We start from the raw sequence: 16,963 nt of genomic DNA, 5'->3' as shown, positions 1-16,963 counted from the left end.
AGACGGCTGCTACCGCGGCGTGCGGGCGACCGCGAAGACGGACTGGCCGAACGGCGGCGTCCAGTTGCGTTCGAGGCGGCGGGCCAGCGGTACGACCAGGTGGTCGTACACGCGCACCAGGGGCCCGTTGTGCGGGGCGAGCCGGAGCGCCCGGCAGGCGGTGTACCAGCCGACCAGACCGACCGGGTTGATGTAGTGCAGCCGTTCGATCCGCAGGCCGGCAGCGGTCAGCGCACCGCCGAGCGAGGCGACGGTGTACCGCCGGAAGTGTCCGATGGCGCGGTCGAACCGGCTCATCGCGGACGGGAAGGCCGGCACGATCAGGACGACCGCGCCGCCCGGCCGCAGCAGCCCGGCGATCGACGTCAGGCCGGCCAGGTCGTCCTCGATGTGTTCCAGCACGTTGAGCGCGACCGCGGCGCTGTGCTCGGCGCGCTCGTCGGTGGGCAGGAACAGCGGCCGCACGTCCACCCGGGGATCGTCGAGGAATCGGGTGGTCAACATCTTCAGCCGGCTGTCGTCGGCCTCGGTGACGGTGATCCTCGGCGCCGTACTCAGCCACGCCGCCGCGTAGTCGCCGATTCCGCTGCCCAGCTCGATCGGGTCGTCGCCGAGGTAGGGCCGCGCCAGATCCGCCAACCACCGCTGGTAGTTGACGGCGTCACTGAGGTCTTCGAGAACGCGCGATTGGAGGTGGGTGTCGCCCGATGTCTCCGGCATGAACAAGATCATTTCTGTACGCGACCGGTCGGCCTGCCGAAAATCCTGTCGGCCCAACCTACCTGAACCTACGGTGATCTTCAGGTTTCGATCTTCGCTGGCCGGTCCACCTCTGGCAGGATCGCCACCGTGGACTACCCGCTCATCGATCACGGCGCGGTCGACCGGCTGCGCAGCCAGCCCCTGGACTGGCAGTACAAGGGCCTGCCGCCGGGCATCGGCAGCCTCGCCGACCTCGTCGGGCGGCGGGTGCCCGTCGATGGCTTCACCTCGCCGGTGGCGATACTCGACGGGCCCGCGCTGGCCGACAACCTCGACCGCTACGCGGCGTTCTGCGCCGAGCGCGGTCTGGAGTTCGCCCCGCACGTGAAGACGACCATGGCGCCGGCGCTCGCGGCGGAGCAGGCCCGGCGGGGCGCCTGGGCGTTCACGGTGGCCAACGTCGCGCAGGCGCGGGTACTGCGGGCGTTCGGCGCCCGGCGGCTCCTGCTCGCCCACGAGGTCATCGACCCGGCCTCGCTGGACTGGATCGTCGCGGAGCAGGAGCACGCCGAGATCTACTGCTGGGTGGACTCCCGCGAGGGTGTGGCCGCGCTGGACGCCCGGGCGACCGCAGCCGGCCGGAGCGTCGGAGTCTTCGTCGAGCTGGGCCTGCCCGGCGGCCGCACCGGTGCCCGGGGCGTGCCGGCCGCCACCGACGTCGCCCGCGCGGTCGAGAAGGCGGCCGGTCTGCGGCTGGCCGGGGTCGCCGGGTACGAGGCCACGTACGGCACCGGCCGGTCGGCCGACTCCGTCGCGGCGGTGCGCCGCCACCTCGACGAGCTGGTCCGGCTGGCGGAGGTCGTCGACGCGGAGACCGTGACGGCGGGCGGCAGCCTGTACCCGGATCTGGTCGCGGAGTCGTTCGCCGGGCTCGCCGGTGCGCGGCGGGCCGTGCTCCGGTCCGGCGCGTACCTGGCGCACGACGACCTCCGCTACGCCTCCCTGTCGCCGTTCGAGCTACGGCCCGCGCTGCGGGTGTGGGCCACGGTCGTCTCCGCCCCTGAGCCGGGCCTGGCGTTCCTCAACATGGGCAAGCGGGACGTCTCATACGACATGGGCCTACCGGTTCCCGTGGCCGTCCTGGGACCGGGCGGGCAGCGTCCGGCCGAGCGGCTGGAGATCACCGCGCTCAACGACCAGCACGCGTACCTGTCCGATCCGGGCGGGGAGGTCGCGATCGGGGACTGGGTCGCCTGCGGCATCTCCCACCCCTGCACCACGTTTGAGCGCTGGCGGGCCCTGCCGGTCGTCGACTCCGACGGACACGTGACCGATCTTGTCCGTACCTTCTTCTGACCCGGTTTGACCTTGAGATCGCGGGTAAGCCGGTGAAAGGACCGCAGTGCAGCGATGAAGTGAGGGATCACCGTGCCGATCGCGACGATCAACCCGGCCACGGGTGAGGTGCTGAAGACCTTCGAGCCGATGTCGGCCGACCAGATCGAGGAGCGGTTGCGGACCGCGGTGGACGGGTTCGCCGCGCTGCGGCGTACGTCGTTCGACCAACGGGCGGCCTGGATGCGCGCGGCCGCCGACATCCTGGAGTCGGAGCGCGATCAGCTCGCGGCGCTGATGACCACGGAGATGGGCAAGACGCTCGCGTCCGCCAAGGCCGAGGTGACCAAGTGCGCGACCGGCTGCCGGTACTACGCCGAGCACGCCGAGGCGATGCTCGCCGACGAGCCGCGGGGCGCGAAGGCCGTCAAGGCGCTGCGGGCGTACACGCGCTACCAGCCGATCGGGCCGGTCCTGGCGATCATGCCGTGGAACTTCCCGCTGTGGCAGGCGATCCGCTTCGCCGCGCCCGCGCTCATGGCCGGCAACGTGGGCCTGCTCAAGCACGCGTCGAACGTGCCGCAGACCGCCCTGTTCCTGGGCGAGCTGTTCCGGCGGGCCGGCTTCCCGGACGGCGCGTTCCAGACGCTCCTGATCGGCTCGGACAAGGTCGAAGCGGTCCTCACCGACGACCGGGTACGGGCGGCGACGCTGACCGGAAGCGAAGGCGCCGGCCGGTCGGTGGCCGGGATCGCCGGCCGTGTCCTCAAGAAGACGGTGCTGGAGCTGGGCGGCAGCGACCCGTTCGTGGTGATGCCGTCGGCCGACCTGGACAAGGCCGCCGAGGTGGCGACGATCGCGCGGTGCCAGAACAACGGCCAGTCCTGCATCGCCGCGAAGCGGTTCATCGTGCACACCGACGTGTACGAGGCCTTCGCCGAACGGTTCGTGGCGAAGATGACGTCGCTGGTCGTCGGGGACCCGATGGACGACGCCACCGACGTCGGTCCGCTCGCCATCGAGCAGGGCGCGATCGACGCCGACGAGCAGGTGCGCGACGCCGTGTCCAAGGGCGCCAAGGTGCTGCTGGGCGGCGAACGCCCGTACCGCCCCGGCTGGTGGTACCCGCCGACCGTGGTCACCGACCTCACCCCCGAGATGCGGATGTGGCACGAGGAGGTCTTCGCCCCCGTCGCCGGCCTGTACCGGGTGTCGTCCTACGAGGAGGCCGTCGAGATCGCCAACGACAGCCCGTACGGGCTGGGCTCCAACGCCTGGACCAACGATCCCGGCGAGCAGGAGCGCTTCGCCGACGATCTCGACGCCGGAATGGTCTTCGTCAACGGCATGACCACGTCGTACCCGGAGCTGCCCTTCGGCGGGGTCAAGCACTCCGGGTACGGGCGTGAGCTGGCCGAGCTGGGACCCCGCGAGTTCTGCAACATCAAGACGGTGTGGGTCGGGGAGGCCGGTGCGACCAGGGCCGGTGTCCACGTGGAGTAGGGCCGGCGCGCCGTGATTCTCAGCTTTTTGCCAGTTAGCCCGGAGTTTATTCCGGTAGAGGGTCCGTGTGTCAGGCACGCATGCGACTGTGGCCATGCCCTCCGGGATCGACTCACCCGGCGCGGCCGGCCGACTGCTCGTTGTGGACGATGAGGCGAACATCCGGGCCCTCCTGTCGGCGACCCTTCGACTGGCCGGGTTCGAGGTGCGGGTGGCCAGGTGCGGGCGGGAGGCGCTCGCGGCCGCGGCGGAGTCCGAGCCGGATCTGGTCGTCCTCGACGTCATGCTGCCCGACCTCGACGGCTTCCAGGTGGCGCAGCGGCTGCGGATGACCGACCAGCCGACCCCGGTCCTCTTCCTGACCGCGCGGGACGCGGTCGACGACCGGATCTCGGGCCTCGCCGCCGGCGGCGACGACTACGTCACCAAGCCGTTCAGCCTGGAGGAGGTCGTGCTGCGGATCCGGGCGATCCTGCGGCGCAGCGCCGCGGCGAAGGCGCCGCAGGGCCGCCGCCCGGGCCGCGTGCTGCGCTACGCCGACCTGGAGATCGACGAGGAGGCCCACGCGGTACGCCGGGCCGGCCGGCTCGTCGACCTCTCGCCGACCGAGTTCAACCTGCTGCGGTACCTGCTGAACAACGCCGGCCGGGTGGTCAGCAAGGCACAGATCCTGCAACAGGTGTGGCACTACGACTTCGGTGGCGACGGCCGGATCGTGGAGTCGTACGTCTACTACCTCCGACGCAAGATCGACAAGTACGGACCGCCGCTGCTGCACACCGTGCGCGGTGTCGGATACGCGTTGCGGCTGGCGCCCGATGACCCGGGCTGACCGCCACGCCCGCTCCCGCCACCGCCGGGCCTGCCGGGTGAGGCTGCTGCGGGTACGGCGGGGCCGGCCGCTGGCCCTGCTGCGGCACCGGGTCGTGCTCACGGTCGCCGCGCTCGCGGCGACCGGGCTGATCGTGACCGACCTGACCGACGCGGTGCTGGTCCGGTCCTATCTGGTCGGACGCCTCGACACGCAGTTGGAGGCGGAGGCCCGGGCGCTGACCGGAACGCCGGCCGCACCCGTTCCGGCGCCGGGTACGACCGATCAACCGGCGCGGTTCCTGCCCGCCCGGTACCGGTCGGCCTCCGGCCTGGACTGCCGGATGTTCGTGTACGCCACCGACGGCACCCGGCTGCATCCGGTTCCGGACGCCGGCGACGGCGGGCCGGACCTCGCGCGGATCCCGGCGATCGCGACCCGGGCGGCCGCGACGCCGTTCACCGTCGTCGGCGCCAGCGGCGACTGGCGGGTGCTGGTCACTCCGATCGCGGACGGCCGGCAGTACCTGGTGCACGCCGTTTCGATGCGCACGGTCGAGACGGCCGAACGGTCGCTGATCCTCGTACACGCGGTGATCGCGTCCGCGGTGGTGCTGCTGATCGCGCTCGCCGCGGCGACGGTCGTACGCGCCGGGCTGCGCCCCGTACAGGCGGCCCTCGCCGACCGCGGGGCCTCGGAGCGGCGCCTGCGGCAGTTCCTCGCCGACGCCTCCCACGAGCTGCGCACCCCACTGACCTCCATCCAGGGCTTCGCCGAGCTGTACCGCCGCGGCGGCGCCCCACCCGGCCCCGCCCTCGACGAAGCCATGGTCCGCATCGAAGCCGAGGTCGGCCGCGCGCGCCTGCTCATCAACGACCTGCTGCTGCTGGCCCGCCTCGACGAGGAACGCCCCCTCGAACGCAGCCCCGTCGACCTGCTCGCCGTCGCCGCCGACGCCGTCCGCGACGCCCACGTCCGCGTACCCACCCGCTTCGTCCAGCTCGCCGCCCTCGACGACACCAGCGACACCTTCGAAGCCGTCACCGTCCTCGGCGACGAATCCCGCATCCGGCAGGTCGTGACGAACCTGGTCGCGAACGCCCTCCAGCACACGCCCGACGACTGTCCGGTGGTGGTCCGGGTCGGCACGCCCGGCCGCTGGGAAACCGGACCCGACGCGCGTACGCAGCCGCTGCCGGCGGCGACCGTCGGCGCGACGCTGCCGGACGGGGTGCCGGTCGCGGTCGTCGAGGTCGCCGACGAGGGCCCCGGCATGAGCGTCGCCGAGGCGCGGCACGCCTTCGAACGGCTCTACCGCGCGGATCCGGCCCGCACCTGCCGCCAGGGTGGTGCCGGGCTCGGCCTGGCCATCGTGGCCGCGATCGTGCAGGCGCACGGCGGCCGGGTCGAGCTGTACACCGCCGCCGGCGCCGGCGCCCGCTTCCGCGTGCTGCTGCCGGCGACCGCCCGCTAGCGCGGTTTCACCGAAACGGCTGCCTTCCGCCGTTGAACAGCAGCGGCCGCGCGCAAACTGCGTGGATCTTGAGGTGGACCGGCGCATCAATTCCAAGGAAGCTTTGAGCAAAAGGACGTCTCAATTCGGACGGCTCGGGCAGGACCCGCGCCATGTTCTTCCTGCGACGGTTACCGCTCATCCTGCGACACATCCCGCCGCTTGCGCGCCGGCATTCGCTCCACCTGAGACGGCTGTTGCCACCGGCGTCGGCCTCACCGCTGATGAGCCGGTCGGCGATGGCGATGAACTCGGTCCTGGCCGCGCTGTTACTCGTCGGGGTGCTGCTGGCCTACCGCACCGTCGCGGCGGGCGCCGCGGCGGCCGACTCCGCGGCGGCCGGGGCCAGCATGGTCACCAGGGGCCCGGTCGTCGCCACGGTGTCGGCGAGCGGCACGGTGCAGAGCAGCGCGACAGCGAACCTCAACTTCGCCGCTGCCGGCACGGTCACCGAGATCGACGTGAAGGTCGGCGACGAGGTCAAGCGAGACCAGGTCCTGGCGAGGATCAACGACCCGCACGCCCAGGAGAAGCTCAGCACGGCACAGGCGTCGCTCGCCTCCGCGCAGAAGAGCCTCAGCCGGGTACTGGACTCGACCTCGAACGCCTCGACGATCGCTCTCGCTCAGGCCCAGGTGACGAGCGCGCAGAACAACGTCGACACCGCCCAGCGCGCCGTCAACGCGACGACGCTCACCGCACCGATGGACGCCACGGTCGTCTCCATCAACGGCACCGTCGGCACCTGGTGGAACCCGGGCGGGCTCGACACCGGCTCCCCGGCGGGCGAACCGGACGCCGCCGCCCAGCCGGGTGGGGCCGGCTTCATCCAGCTCGCCGACCTCGCGCACCTTCAGGTCTCGACGTCCTTCCCGGAAGCCGACGCCATGAAGATCAAGAGCGATCAGCCGGTGACCGTCACCTGGGCGGCGCTCTCCGGGACCAGCGTCGCCGGTCGGGTCACCGTCGTGGCGCCCGCGGCCACGTACCAGAACAACCTCAGCTCCTACCCCGTGACCGTCCAGCTCCAGTGGCTGCCCGACGGCGTGCGCATCGGCCAGACCGTCACCGTCAAGGTCGCCGTCGCCGCCGTCGATGACGTGGTACGGGTACCGGCCGACGCCATCCGGCCGGCCGGATCGCGGCAGACCGTGGAGGTCGTGGACTCCGACGGCATACGCCACGCCCGTACCGTCCAGACCGGGCTGGAAGGCGACGAGTACGTCGAGATCCGATCCGGCCTCCGGCCCGGTGAGCTGGTCGCCGCCGACCGGGGTGGTACGCGGGGGAACAGATGAGTACCCTCGAGCACCCCGTGATCGAGGTCCGGGACCTCGTGAAGACGTACGGGGACGGCGAGACGCAGATCAAGGCGCTGGCCGGGGTGGACCTGGCCGTGCACCGCGGCGAGTACCTGGCCATCATGGGCGTCTCCGGGTCGGGCAAGACCACCCTCATGAACATCCTGGGCTGCCTCGACGTCCAGACCTCGGGTCGGTACCTGCTCGACGGCGTCGACGTCAGCACGTTCGACGACCGCCAGCTCGCCCGGGTCCGCAACCGGCGTATCGGGTTCGTGTTCCAGATGTTCAGCCTGATCCCGCGCACCTCGGTACTGGCCAATGTGGAGTTACCGCTGGCGTACGCGGGAATGAAGGCCGCGGACCGGCGCCGTCGCGCCCGTGCCGCCCTCACGACGGTCGGCCTCGGTGACCGCGCCGACCATGAGCCCAACCAGCTGTCCGGCGGCCAGCAGCAGCGGGTGGCGGTCGCTCGCGCACTGGTCACCGCACCGACCCTGATCCTCGCCGACGAGCCCACCGGGAACCTGGACTCCACCTCGAGCGCCGAGGTTCTCGAGGTGCTCGACCACCTCAACCGGATCGGCCGCACGGTCGTGCTGATCACCCACGACCACCGGGTCGCCCAGCACGCCCACCGGCTCATCGAACTGGTCGACGGACGGGTGGTCACCGACGAACCGATCCGCCGCTCGCCGGCCGGGGAGTCCTACGACGGCCGGCACCGGCCTCGCACCGGACCGTCCAGCGAGGCGGTTCCGGCGTGACCACGATCGAAGCGATCCGGCTCGCCATCCGCGCCGTCGTGGCCAACAAGCTGCGCTCCGGCCTGACCGTCCTCGGCATCCTGATCGGCGTCGCCGCGGTGATCCTACTGGTCGCCGTCGGAAACGGCTCGGCGAAAGCGGTGCAGCAGAACATCGAGCAGTTGGGCAGCGACACGCTGACCATCTCCACGGCCACCGCACGCGGCGCGGGCGCCCGGGTCCAGAGCGGCGCGCTGACGATGGATCTCGTCGACGCGCTGACCAATCGGGAAGCGACACCTGACGTCAAAAGCGTCTCGCCGGTGGTGACCGGCGCTCAAGGGGTCAGCTTCGAGGGCACCGCCCACACCGTGAGCCAGTTCATCGGTACGACGCCGAGCTACCTGGAGGCCGTCAACGACACGGTCGCCCGGGGCGCGTCCTTCACCGACGACGACGTCCGCAGCCACCACCGCGTGGTGGTGCTCGGCGCGGGTGCGGCCGCGCGGCTCTTCCGGGACGCCGATCCGATCGGCAAGCAGGTCACCGTCGGCGTGGCCCGGTTCACGGTCGTCGGCCTCCTCGGCCAGAAGGGCGGGCTCACCTTCGCCGACCCGAACGACGTCGCGATCGCACCGATCACGGCGGCGCAGGAGGCGGTGTCAGGCTACGGCCCGCTCAACCAGATCCTGGTGCAGGCGGTGGCAGCCGACCGAGTCGGCGCGGCGCGATCGCAGGCCCAGGCGGTCCTCAACGAGAAGTTGCACGTGACCAACGCCGCCAACCAACCGTTCCAGATCCTCAGCCAGTCGCAACTGCTGACTGCGCGCAGCGACACCGCGAGAACCTTCACCGTCTTCCTAGGCGCGGTGGCTGCGCTCAGCCTGCTCGTTGGCGGCATCGGCATCACCAACATCATGATGGTGACGGTCACCGAGCGGACCCGGGAGATCGGTATTCGCAAGGCGCTCGGCGCGCCGAAGCGCACGCTGCTCACCCAGTTCCTGACCGAGGCGACCGTCCTCAGCCTGATCGGCGGCCTGCTCGGGGTGGTTGCGGCCATCGTAGGCAGCCAGTTCACGATCCTCGGGATCCATCCGGAGATCTTGCCCAGCTCGATCGCGCTCGCCCTCGGCGTGTCCGTGGCGATCGGACTCTTTTTCGGCAGCTACCCCGCCAGTCGCGCGGCGGGGCTGCGACCCATCGATGCACTTCGCTATGAGTGAGGACACAATGGACGTACGCCGGCGACAAGCCGAATCCCACACCGCCAAGCTGCAGCCGAATGACGACCGTCCGGCCCGGGCCGCCAGGAGCGTGAACAAGGTCGACAAGAGCGGCAGGATCAGCAGGATCGACCGGGCCGCCGAGGCCGAGAAAGCCCGCAAGGCCGAACGGGCCGGCCGGGTCGAGGAGGCCGACCGGACCGAGCGGGCCGAGGAACCCGTACGCAACGGACGGGTCGAGCACACCGAGCGTGGCCGCCGGGCGGAGCAGCCGGAGCACACCGGTACCGCCGACCGCACCGTCGCGGCCGAGCGTACCGGCCGAGCGGACCGGCGTTCCCGTGCCGACCAGGCGGAGCGCAACGGTCGGGCAGGCCAGCCCGAGAAGACCGGCAAGGCAGGCCAGCCGGACCGGACCGGCCGGACCGCCCAGCCCGACGCGCGGACGGCGACCGGCGGTGGCGAGGCGCGGGCCCGGGCGGACGAGGCGGCGCACTCCGCCGGCGCCGGACCCGGCTCCGCCAGCATCGACCACGGTGCCGAGGGCACCGACCGCAGCAGCCGGGCCGAGCGGTTGCAGCGCATCCAGCGGATCCAGCGGATTCAACAGTCCAACCGGACCGAGCAGCCCGAGGGGCGAAGCAGGACCGGCCACCCCGACGAACGCGGCAGGAGCGGCCAGCCGGCCACGACCGGCAAGGCCGGCCAGTCCACCGAGCGCGCCCGGGTCGAGCCCGAGACCCGGATCGAGCCCGAGCACGACACCGAGCACGCCGGCCGCACCGACCGAATTTCCGACCCGATCCGCGCCAGCGTGATCGGCCGGGGCGACACCATCGAACCGATCGCGGCCATCGACCCACCGGGCAAGCACGAGGAGAACGGCCGGGCACACATCGCCGCCAGCGTCGACCGGGTCGAACTGATCGACCGGGTGGAGCTGATCGACCGGGTACGGCGGGTCAAGACCGTCGAGCTCGAAGACATCGAGGAGCTGTACGAACTCGACGAGACCGAAGACCGGGAGCTGGACGACAGCGTCGACGATCTGGACGACGTCGACGACGTCTCCGCGGACCTCGCCGAGGACCTCGACGAGGACGACGACCTCGAAGACATCGACGACGCCCAGGAGATCTACGAGGACGAGGAGGACGACGAGGAGTCCGACGACATCGAGGAGGTCGACGACATCGAAGAGGTCGACGACTCCTACGAGGCGTACGAGACCTACGACGACGAAGACGACGTGGACGAGCGCTACGACGACGCGGCCGACGAAGAGCCCGACGACGTCGCGGAGGCCACGGACGACTACGAGACCTACGACGACCGGCGCGACGACGACCGGCGCGACGACGAGCACCACGACCGGCCGGGCGGCCGCATCACCGCGCCGCTCGCGGTGAACGGCGAGGAGACGCAGGAGCTGCACACCATCCACCGGATCCCGGAGCCGCCGCGGATCAACCAGACCCCGGTCGGCTACGAGCCGCAGCGCGTCAACCCGCTCCCCCCGGCCGCGCAACCGTACCGGGTTCCGGAGCCGCACCTCGCCGACGAGGCTCGGCCCGCCGGCCTGATCGACGGGGTCGACCGGATCGCCAGGCCCGAACTGGCGGCCTTCACCGAGGACGTGGGGAACCCTGACGAACGGGCCAGCGGCTCGCCCGCCGGCAGCCGGCTGGGGATCATGCCACAGCTGCGCGGCATGTCGCTCGGGACCGTGGTGCTCGCCGCGCTGGCCCTCACGGTCGTCGGATTCCTCGCCGGCGCGCTGGTGCAGAAGAACTTCGGCAGAGCACCCGCCGCCAAGGACACCAGCACGGCGGCGGGCGGCGGCCAGCGGCCGGCCACCGTGACGCCGGTCGCCAACACCACCAGCGGGACGGTGAAGTTCGTCGACGGCGGCACCGTGTACCTGCAGACCTCCGACGGCCGGATCGTGACCGTGAAGACGAGCGGCGCCACCGCGGTACAGGTGACGGCCAGCGGCGCGCTCGCCGACCTGACGCCCGGCTCACAGGTGAACGTCGAGGGCTCCGCCACGGGCAACGGGATCGTCACCGCCACCAAGGTCACCAAGGCCAAGTAGCCATGCGCGTCCTGGTGGTCGACGACGAGCCCGGGGTACGGGAGTCGGTGTCGGGGGCGTTGCGCTTCGCCGGGTACGAGGTCGGCGTCGCCGGCAACGGCGTGACGGCGCTGGAACTGGTACGCACGCAGCGCCCCGACGCGGTCGTGCTCGACCTCGGTATGCCGCAGCCGGACGGTCTGGAGACCTGCCGGATGCTCCGCGCCGAAGGTCATCAACTACCGGTACTGATGCTGACGACCCGCGACAACACTCCGGACCACGCGGCCGGGCTCATCGCCGGGGTCGACGACTGCCTGATGAAGCCGTTCGCGCTCACCGAACTACTGACCCGGCTGCAGGCCCTGGTGCGTCGCCCGCCACCGGCCGACGGCCTGACGCTCCACCCGGCCGGCCGGCTGCTGCGCCGAGCCGGCCGGGAGGTGGCGCTCAACCCGACCGAGTGCAGGATCGCGTCCGCTCTGCTGGCGAATCCCGGTCAACCGCTCGACCGCAGCGAACTCCTCCAGCACGTGTGGGGGTACGACTTCGGCGGCGGATCCATGATTCTCGACCCGTACCTGGCGTCGCTGGACCGCAAGCTGGCGACGCTGGGCTGCCGCCTGGCCCACACGCCGGGCGGGTACGTCCTCACGTGAACCTCAGCGGTGACTCCGGTGGGCGTCGGTGCCGGCGTCCACCGGAGTCACGTCGCCTCGCGTACCCCGTCGACGAACAGGTCGACCTTCTCGTTGTAGAAGCAGGCCAGGCCGGCGATCTTCTGACTTTCGGGCAACGGCGTGCGGTAGGTCCACACGAGGTCGGGGTGGACGCGGCCGTTGACCTCGACCGACCAGTACGTGGCGGTGCCCTTGTACGGGCAGTGGGTCTGCGTGTCCGACGACCGCAGCAGGTCCAGCCGCAGGTCGGGCAGCGGCAGGTAGAAACGCGGCGGCAGGCCGGTCTCGAAGAGGATCCGGGGTGCGCGGGAGTCGGCGACGGTCACGCCGTCGATCTCGACCCGGACGTGACGGCTGCTAGCCAGGATGTCCACGCGGCTGTACGGGTCGCGCGGGTGCACGTAGATCGGCTCGTCCTCTTCCAGCCACTCGTCCATGGCGGCGAAGTCGAGGCGTACGGCGTCGCGCAGCAGCGGGTCGGGGGCGTCCGGAAAGCGGCGGGCCGCCCCGGCCGCCTTCCCGCGTTCGACCACGACGTCGAGGACTTCACCGTCACCCGTGCCGGTCGCAACCAGCGACGCGCGCACATCGGCGGCCGGGATGTAGTACTGCGGGTAAAAGGGTTTCTCCCAGACCAGTAGCGGTCGGGTCGTGTCGGCGACGAGTTCGCCGGCCAGGTAGGCGCGTACCCGCTTGCGGCCGCGCTCGATGCGCCCCTGCTTGTCCATAGGGCAACGCTACGCGCGACCTATCCGGGCGTCCGGGCGAGGACGGCGGCGATCAGCGCGACTCACCCGCTTAAACGAGTGCGCAACTGCTGCGCGCATCGGCGGGCACGTGCTGCCACCGCATCCACCAGCCGACCCGGCAGGTCGCTGCACAGCTCAGCGATGGCCGGATCCCGGCAGACATCGGCGAATGCGTCCGTGCGCAGCAGCGCGGCCACATCGTCGTCGGTGAGCCACTCGACGTTCGCTTCGTCACTGACGAGTTGGGCGACGCGCTCCGGGCGCACGATTTGCATCGCTCCGGGCAAATCCTCACCCACGGCGGCGAGCAGCCCGAACGGGTGGGATGTCGGCACCTGGAACTCCCGCCCCCACCGCCTAAGGACCGCGTCGTTGTCCGGTAGCAGTCCCCACAGAAACGGCTCGACCACACGTGCCGGGTGTTCGCGGAGCTGCACCGGCATCCCCACCGACAGCGGTGTCGCGTCCCGGCGGGAGCGCCAGGTGTCGCTGTAGGTGAATGTAATCCGCCCGGCGGCGCGTTCGAGGAAGCCGACGGGAGCCCCGTGGTAGCGCACTTCGAGATGCTCGGCGCTCACCGGTCCTCCTCGTCGACGGCAGCGAGGACAGCATCGAGATCAACCGTTGGCGTGGTGCCGGCGCGATCGTCGACGCTGACCTCCTGATTGAGTGCCTCAAGTGTGCTCAGCACCAGCCCCACCTCAGCGCTGGGCTTGCCCGCCTCGAGCGCAGCGAGCCACCGCCGGCTGACTCTCGCCCGCGTGGCGAGAGCCTCCTGACTGAGCCCCTGGTCCCGGCGACGGTCCCGCACCAGCGCGCCGAGTTCCGTCGGTGTCCGGACCCGCATCGCCCCTCCCTTGCGCACGGCATTGCACACCCGCACATTGTGCACGAACGTGCACCTCTCTAGTTTGTGTACGTTCGTGCACACCCCTACATTGTGCACGAACGTACACACGTCGCCAAGCGATTCGTGGGCTCGAATCGCCGACGCCGATACGTCGACACCGGGATCGCCGAGCCCCGTCTCAGGCTGACGACACGAAAGGCTGCGGCTTTGAATTCGCACGCACCAGTCTGTCGCCACACGGGCCACTCCGGGACGCCACAGCTCTTGCCAGGAGTGTTCCGACTTGCTCCTCTGTTCCGCGAGGCAAAGATCCGTTCCACGTTCGCAGACGCCAGGCTATGGTGTGGTCGTGACCATGTTCCGGATCGGGGAGGCGGCCGACCTGCTCAGCGTCAGCGCCGACACGGTGCGCCGCCTGATCGACGGTGGCCGGCTGCCCGCCACCCGTGACGAGCACGGCCACCGCGTGGTCGACGGGGTCGACCTCGCCGCGTACGTGCGATCCGACCGGGATGCCGCCGGGTCCCGGTCGTCGGCGCGCAACCGGCTGCGCGGGATCGTCACCGCCGTCACCCGGGACACCGTGATGGCGCAGGTGGAGATCCAGGCCGGCCCGTTCCGCGTGGTCTCGCTGATGAGCCGGGAGGCCGCCGACCAGCTCGGGCTCGAGGTCGGCTGCGTCGCGGTCGCGGTCGTCAAATCCACCACCGTCGTCGTGGAGCTGCCGTGAGACACCTCCGGACAGGCACCGTCGCGGGCGCGGTCGCCCTGGTCCTGACCGGCGCGGGCTGCGCAGAACACCGCGCGACCGGCTCCGCGAGCCAACCGACGGGATCGGTGACCGTACTGGCCGCCGCCTCACTCACCGAATCCTTCACCCGGATCGGGAAGGACTTCGAACGGGCCCACCCGGGCGTACACGTCACATTCTCCTTCGGGGGCAGCTCCACGCTCGCCCAGCAGATCACCGCCGGCGCGCCCGCGGACGTGTTCGCCTCCGCCAGCCCGTCGACCATGAAACAGGTGACCGATACCGGCCTCGCCGCGCGAACGCCGAGCGTCTTCACCCGAAACCAGCTCGTCATCGCCGTACCGAAGGGAAACCCGAAGCGGATCACCGGGCTGGCCGACCTCGCGGCACCCGGCGTGAAGGTGGCGCTGTGCGCGCCCGCGGTGCCCTGCGGGGCCGCCGCCGGGACCGTCCTCGACGCCGCGCACGTCACGCTCACGCCGGTCACCCTGGAACAGGACGTCAAAGCGGCGCTTACCAAGGTCCGCCTGGGGGAGGTCGACGCGGCCCTGGTGTACCGCACCGACGCCCGCGCCGTCGCTTCCCAGGTCGACGGCGTCGAGTTCGCGCAGTCGGCGAGCGCCGTCAACGACTACCTCGTGGTCGCGCTGCGCAACAGCCCCAACCCGACGGGCGCGGAAGCGTTCGCCGATTACGTCCGGTCGGCGGCCGCGGAGGCGGTGCTGACCGGAGCCGGGTTCCAGCGGCCATGACCGACCGCGCTCCAGTCATCATGATCGATGGCGATCTGCCGACCGCCGCGAGCCGCGCCGGCACCGGCCGCCGCGCGCCGGCCGCCGGCCCGGGTCGCGTCCCGCTCGCGCTGGCTCTGCCGGCCGCGGCCGGGTTGGCGTTCCTGGTGTTGCCGCTGGTCGGCCTGCTCGCCCGTACCCCGTGGTCGCAGCTTCCGGCGCGGCTGGCCGCGCCCGGGGTGGTCGACGCGCTGCGGCTGTCCCTGGTCACCGCCACCGCCGCGACGGCGGTCTCCGTCGTCCTGGGCGTACCGCTGGCCTGGGTACTGGCCCGCCGCACCTTCCCCGGCCGCCGGCTGGTCCGGGCCCTCGTGACGCTGCCGCTGGTCCTCCCCCCGGTGGTCGGCGGGGTGGCGCTGCTGCTCGTGTTCGGCCGGCGGGGGCTGCTCGGCGGGTGGCTGGCGAGCACCTTCGGCGTCACGGTCCCGTTCAGCACGACGGCGGTGGTGCTCGCGGAGACCTTCGTGGCCATGCCGTTTCTGGTGATCAGCGTGGAGGGTGCGCTGCGCGCCGCGGACGCGCGCTACGAGGAGGCGGCGGCGACGCTGGGCGCCACCCCGTGGACAGCGTTCCGGCGGGTCACCCTGCCGCTGGTCACGCCCGGCCTGGTGGCCGGCGCGGTGCTGTGCTGGGCCCGCGCGCTCGGCGAGTTCGGCGCGACGATCACCTTCGCCGGCAACTTTCCGGGGCGTACCCAGACCATGCCGCTGGCCGTCTACCTCGCCCTGGAGTCCGACCCGGCCGCGGCCATCGTGCTGAGCCTGCTCCTGCTCGCCGTCTCGGTCGCGATCCTCGCCGGCCTGCGTGAACGCTGGATCAGTACGCCGTGAGACCGGACGGCCCGCACACACTGCTCGACGCCCACCTGGTCGCCTCGCGGGGCGGGTTCCACCTCGACGTGACGCTCACCGCGGCGGCCGGCGAGGTCGTGGCGCTGCTGGGCCCCAACGGCGCCGGCAAGAGCACGGCGCTGCGGGTACTCGCGGGGCTGCACCCGCTGGACGCCGGGCACCTGAACCTCGGCGGTGCGGCGCTGTCCGGCGTACCCGCGCACGCCCGGCCCGTCGGCGTCGTGTTCCAGGACTACCTGCTCTTCCCGCACCTCAGCGCGCTCGACAACGTCGCGTTCGGTCCGCGCTGCCGCGGGCTGGGCCGGGCCGAGGCGCGCCGGGTCGCCGCCGGCTGGCTGGATCGGATGGGCCTGACCGCGCAGGCCCGCGCCAAGCCCCGGCACCTGTCCGGCGGGCAGGCCCAGCGGGTCGCCCTGGCCCGCGCGCTCGCGGCTGCGCCGGCCCTGCTCCTGCTCGACGAGCCGCTCGCCGCGCTCGACGCGCGTACCCGCCTGGACACCCGCGCCCACCTGCGCCGCCACCTGGCCGACCACCCGGGGGTCACGATCCTGGTCACCCACGACCCGGTCGACGCGATGATCCTGGCCGACCGCATCGTGATCATTGAGCAGGGCCGGGTCGTGCAGGCCGGCGACGCGGCGACGGTCACCCGCCAGCCGCGTACGGACTACGTCGCCCGGCTGGTGGGCCTGAACCTGTACCGGGGGCGGGGCTCCGGGCACACCGTGACCCTGGCCGGTGGCCTCACGCTGACCACCGCGGACGTGGTCGACGGCGAGGTGTTCGTCGCGTTTCCGCCGGCCGCGGTGGCGCTGTACCCGCAGCGGCCGGCGGGCAGTCCGCGCAACACCTGGCCGGCCACGGTCGACGGGGTGGAGCGCCACGGTGACCACATCCGGGTCCATCTCACCGGCCCTGCTGACACCGCCGCCGATGTCACCCCGGCGGCCGCCACCGAGCTGGACCTCACCGTCGGCCGGCAGCTGTGGGCGGCGGTGAAGGCGGCCGAGACCCGGGCGTACCCGGCTGCCGGTTGACCTCCGACACGCCGGGTATGGGGCGCAAAACCCGCGAAGACTC

General features: G+C 71.8%; 17 protein-coding genes. 13 read left to right on the top strand and 4 right to left on the bottom strand.

The window, feature by feature from the left end:
- Positions 1 to 9: 9 nt before the first annotated feature.
- Positions 10 to 720: a class I SAM-dependent methyltransferase gene (locus HC031_RS04830; RefSeq protein ID WP_167923908.1), complete on the bottom strand. Its 711-nt coding sequence runs from the start codon at positions 718 to 720 to the stop codon at positions 10 to 12.
- Positions 721 to 849: 129 nt separating this feature from the next.
- On the opposite strand from HC031_RS04830, the gene HC031_RS04825 reads away from it, so the two are divergent.
- The 9 genes from HC031_RS04825 to HC031_RS04785 all read left to right on the top strand — a co-directional run bounded on the left by HC031_RS04825 (position 850) and on the right by HC031_RS04785 (position 11,870).
- On the top strand, positions 850 to 2,058 hold the full coding sequence (locus HC031_RS04825) for an alanine racemase (protein WP_205862229.1): 1,209 nt from the start codon (positions 850 to 852) through the stop codon (positions 2,056 to 2,058).
- 72 nt (positions 2,059 to 2,130) lie between these two features.
- Positions 2,131 to 3,540, top strand: coding sequence for an NADP-dependent succinic semialdehyde dehydrogenase (locus tag HC031_RS04820; RefSeq protein WP_167923907.1), 1,410 nt, complete (start codon positions 2,131 to 2,133; stop codon positions 3,538 to 3,540).
- Between the two features lie 94 nt (positions 3,541 to 3,634).
- Positions 3,635 to 4,372, top strand: coding sequence for a response regulator transcription factor (locus tag HC031_RS04815; protein ID WP_167924056.1), 738 nt, complete (start codon positions 3,635 to 3,637; stop codon positions 4,370 to 4,372).
- The gene (locus HC031_RS04810; protein WP_240942092.1) at positions 4,359 to 5,825 is read left to right on the top strand and encodes a sensor histidine kinase; all 1,467 of its coding nucleotides are present in this window, start codon (positions 4,359 to 4,361) and stop codon (positions 5,823 to 5,825) included. Before HC031_RS04815 ends, HC031_RS04810 begins: the two co-directional genes overlap by 14 nt.
- Before the next feature lie 263 nt (positions 5,826 to 6,088).
- Entirely contained in the window at positions 6,089 to 7,162 is a 1,074-nt protein-coding gene (locus HC031_RS04805; protein WP_167923906.1) for an efflux RND transporter periplasmic adaptor subunit, read from the top strand.
- Positions 7,159 to 7,932, top strand: a complete 774-nt coding sequence (locus HC031_RS04800) for an ABC transporter ATP-binding protein (RefSeq protein ID WP_205862228.1) — start codon at positions 7,159 to 7,161, stop codon at positions 7,930 to 7,932. The genes HC031_RS04805 and HC031_RS04800 overlap by 4 nt, the downstream gene beginning before the upstream one ends.
- Positions 7,929 to 9,137 carry an ABC transporter permease gene (locus HC031_RS04795; RefSeq protein WP_167923905.1) on the top strand — a complete coding sequence of 403 codons (1,209 nt, stop codon included), beginning with the start codon at positions 7,929 to 7,931 and terminating at the stop codon, positions 9,135 to 9,137. Before HC031_RS04800 ends, HC031_RS04795 begins: the two co-directional genes overlap by 4 nt.
- Positions 9,130 to 11,232 (top strand): hypothetical protein, encoded by a 2,103-nt coding sequence (locus HC031_RS04790; RefSeq protein ID WP_167923904.1) that lies wholly within the window; start codon positions 9,130 to 9,132, stop codon positions 11,230 to 11,232. Before HC031_RS04795 ends, HC031_RS04790 begins: the two co-directional genes overlap by 8 nt.
- A gap of 2 nt (positions 11,233 to 11,234) precedes the next feature.
- Positions 11,235 to 11,870, top strand: coding sequence for a response regulator transcription factor (locus HC031_RS04785; protein WP_167923903.1), 636 nt, complete (start codon positions 11,235 to 11,237; stop codon positions 11,868 to 11,870).
- A 47-nt stretch (positions 11,871 to 11,917) separates the two neighbouring features.
- Here HC031_RS04785 and HC031_RS04780 read toward each other — a convergent pair whose 3' ends face one another.
- The 3 genes from HC031_RS04780 to HC031_RS04770 form a co-directional block, all read right to left on the bottom strand.
- Positions 11,918 to 12,619 carry a DUF427 domain-containing protein gene (locus HC031_RS04780; RefSeq protein WP_167923902.1) on the bottom strand — a complete coding sequence of 234 codons (702 nt, stop codon included), beginning with the start codon at positions 12,617 to 12,619 and terminating at the stop codon, positions 11,918 to 11,920.
- Between the two features lie 62 nt (positions 12,620 to 12,681).
- Entirely contained in the window at positions 12,682 to 13,218 is a 537-nt protein-coding gene (locus HC031_RS04775) for a HipA N-terminal domain-containing protein (RefSeq protein ID WP_167923901.1), read from the bottom strand.
- The gene (locus HC031_RS04770) at positions 13,215 to 13,487 is read right to left on the bottom strand and encodes a helix-turn-helix domain-containing protein (protein WP_167923900.1); all 273 of its coding nucleotides are present in this window, start codon (positions 13,485 to 13,487) and stop codon (positions 13,215 to 13,217) included. The genes HC031_RS04775 and HC031_RS04770 overlap by 4 nt, the downstream gene beginning before the upstream one ends.
- A 352-nt stretch (positions 13,488 to 13,839) precedes the next feature.
- Here HC031_RS04770 and HC031_RS04765 point away from each other — a divergent pair, with 352 nt between their 5' ends.
- The 4 genes from HC031_RS04765 to HC031_RS04750 are packed head-to-tail and all read left to right on the top strand — an operon-like array spanning position 13,840 to position 16,920.
- Positions 13,840 to 14,220: a TOBE domain-containing protein gene (locus HC031_RS04765; protein WP_167923899.1), complete on the top strand. Its 381-nt coding sequence runs from the start codon at positions 13,840 to 13,842 to the stop codon at positions 14,218 to 14,220.
- On the top strand, positions 14,217 to 14,993 hold the full coding sequence (gene modA / locus HC031_RS04760; RefSeq protein WP_167923898.1) for a molybdate ABC transporter substrate-binding protein: 777 nt from the start codon (positions 14,217 to 14,219) through the stop codon (positions 14,991 to 14,993). The genes HC031_RS04765 and modA overlap by 4 nt, the downstream gene beginning before the upstream one ends.
- 20 nt (positions 14,994 to 15,013) lie before the next feature.
- Entirely contained in the window at positions 15,014 to 15,862 is an 849-nt protein-coding gene (locus HC031_RS04755; protein ID WP_167923897.1) for an ABC transporter permease, read from the top strand.
- Entirely contained in the window at positions 15,859 to 16,920 is a 1,062-nt protein-coding gene (locus HC031_RS04750) for an ATP-binding cassette domain-containing protein (protein ID WP_167923896.1), read from the top strand. The genes HC031_RS04755 and HC031_RS04750 overlap by 4 nt, the downstream gene beginning before the upstream one ends.
- Positions 16,921 to 16,963 lie beyond the last annotated feature (43 nt).

Origin of the sequence: Planosporangium thailandense (assembly GCF_011947195.1) — a bacterium.
Classification (GTDB): Bacteria; Actinomycetota; Actinomycetes; order Mycobacteriales; family Micromonosporaceae; genus Planosporangium; species Planosporangium thailandense.
The sequence above is the reverse complement of the archived record's forward strand: the minus strand, read 5'-3'. Positions and strand labels throughout refer to the sequence as shown.

Bases quoted from the DNA above. Each gene is read 5' to 3' on its own strand.
- HC031_RS04800 (WP_205862228.1), top strand. From the start codon at position 7,159: ATGAGTACCCTCGAGCACCCCGTGATCGAGGTCCGGGACCTCGTGAAG.
- HC031_RS04815 (WP_167924056.1), top strand. From the start codon at position 3,635: ATGCCCTCCGGGATCGACTCACCCGGCGCGGCCGGCCGACTGCTCGTT.
- HC031_RS04770 (WP_167923900.1), bottom strand. From the start codon at position 13,487: ATGCGGGTCCGGACACCGACGGAACTCGGCGCGCTGGTGCGGGACCGT.
- HC031_RS04780 (WP_167923902.1), bottom strand. From the start codon at position 12,619: ATGGACAAGCAGGGGCGCATCGAGCGCGGCCGCAAGCGGGTACGCGCC.
- HC031_RS04805 (WP_167923906.1), top strand. From the start codon at position 6,089: ATGAGCCGGTCGGCGATGGCGATGAACTCGGTCCTGGCCGCGCTGTTA.
- HC031_RS04755 (WP_167923897.1), top strand. From the start codon at position 15,014: ATGATCGATGGCGATCTGCCGACCGCCGCGAGCCGCGCCGGCACCGGC.
- HC031_RS04810 (WP_240942092.1), top strand. From the start codon at position 4,359: ATGACCCGGGCTGACCGCCACGCCCGCTCCCGCCACCGCCGGGCCTGC.
- HC031_RS04785 (WP_167923903.1), top strand. From the start codon at position 11,235: ATGCGCGTCCTGGTGGTCGACGACGAGCCCGGGGTACGGGAGTCGGTG.
- HC031_RS04790 (WP_167923904.1), top strand. From the start codon at position 9,130: ATGAGTGAGGACACAATGGACGTACGCCGGCGACAAGCCGAATCCCAC.
- HC031_RS04830 (WP_167923908.1), bottom strand. From the start codon at position 720: ATGCCGGAGACATCGGGCGACACCCACCTCCAATCGCGCGTTCTCGAA.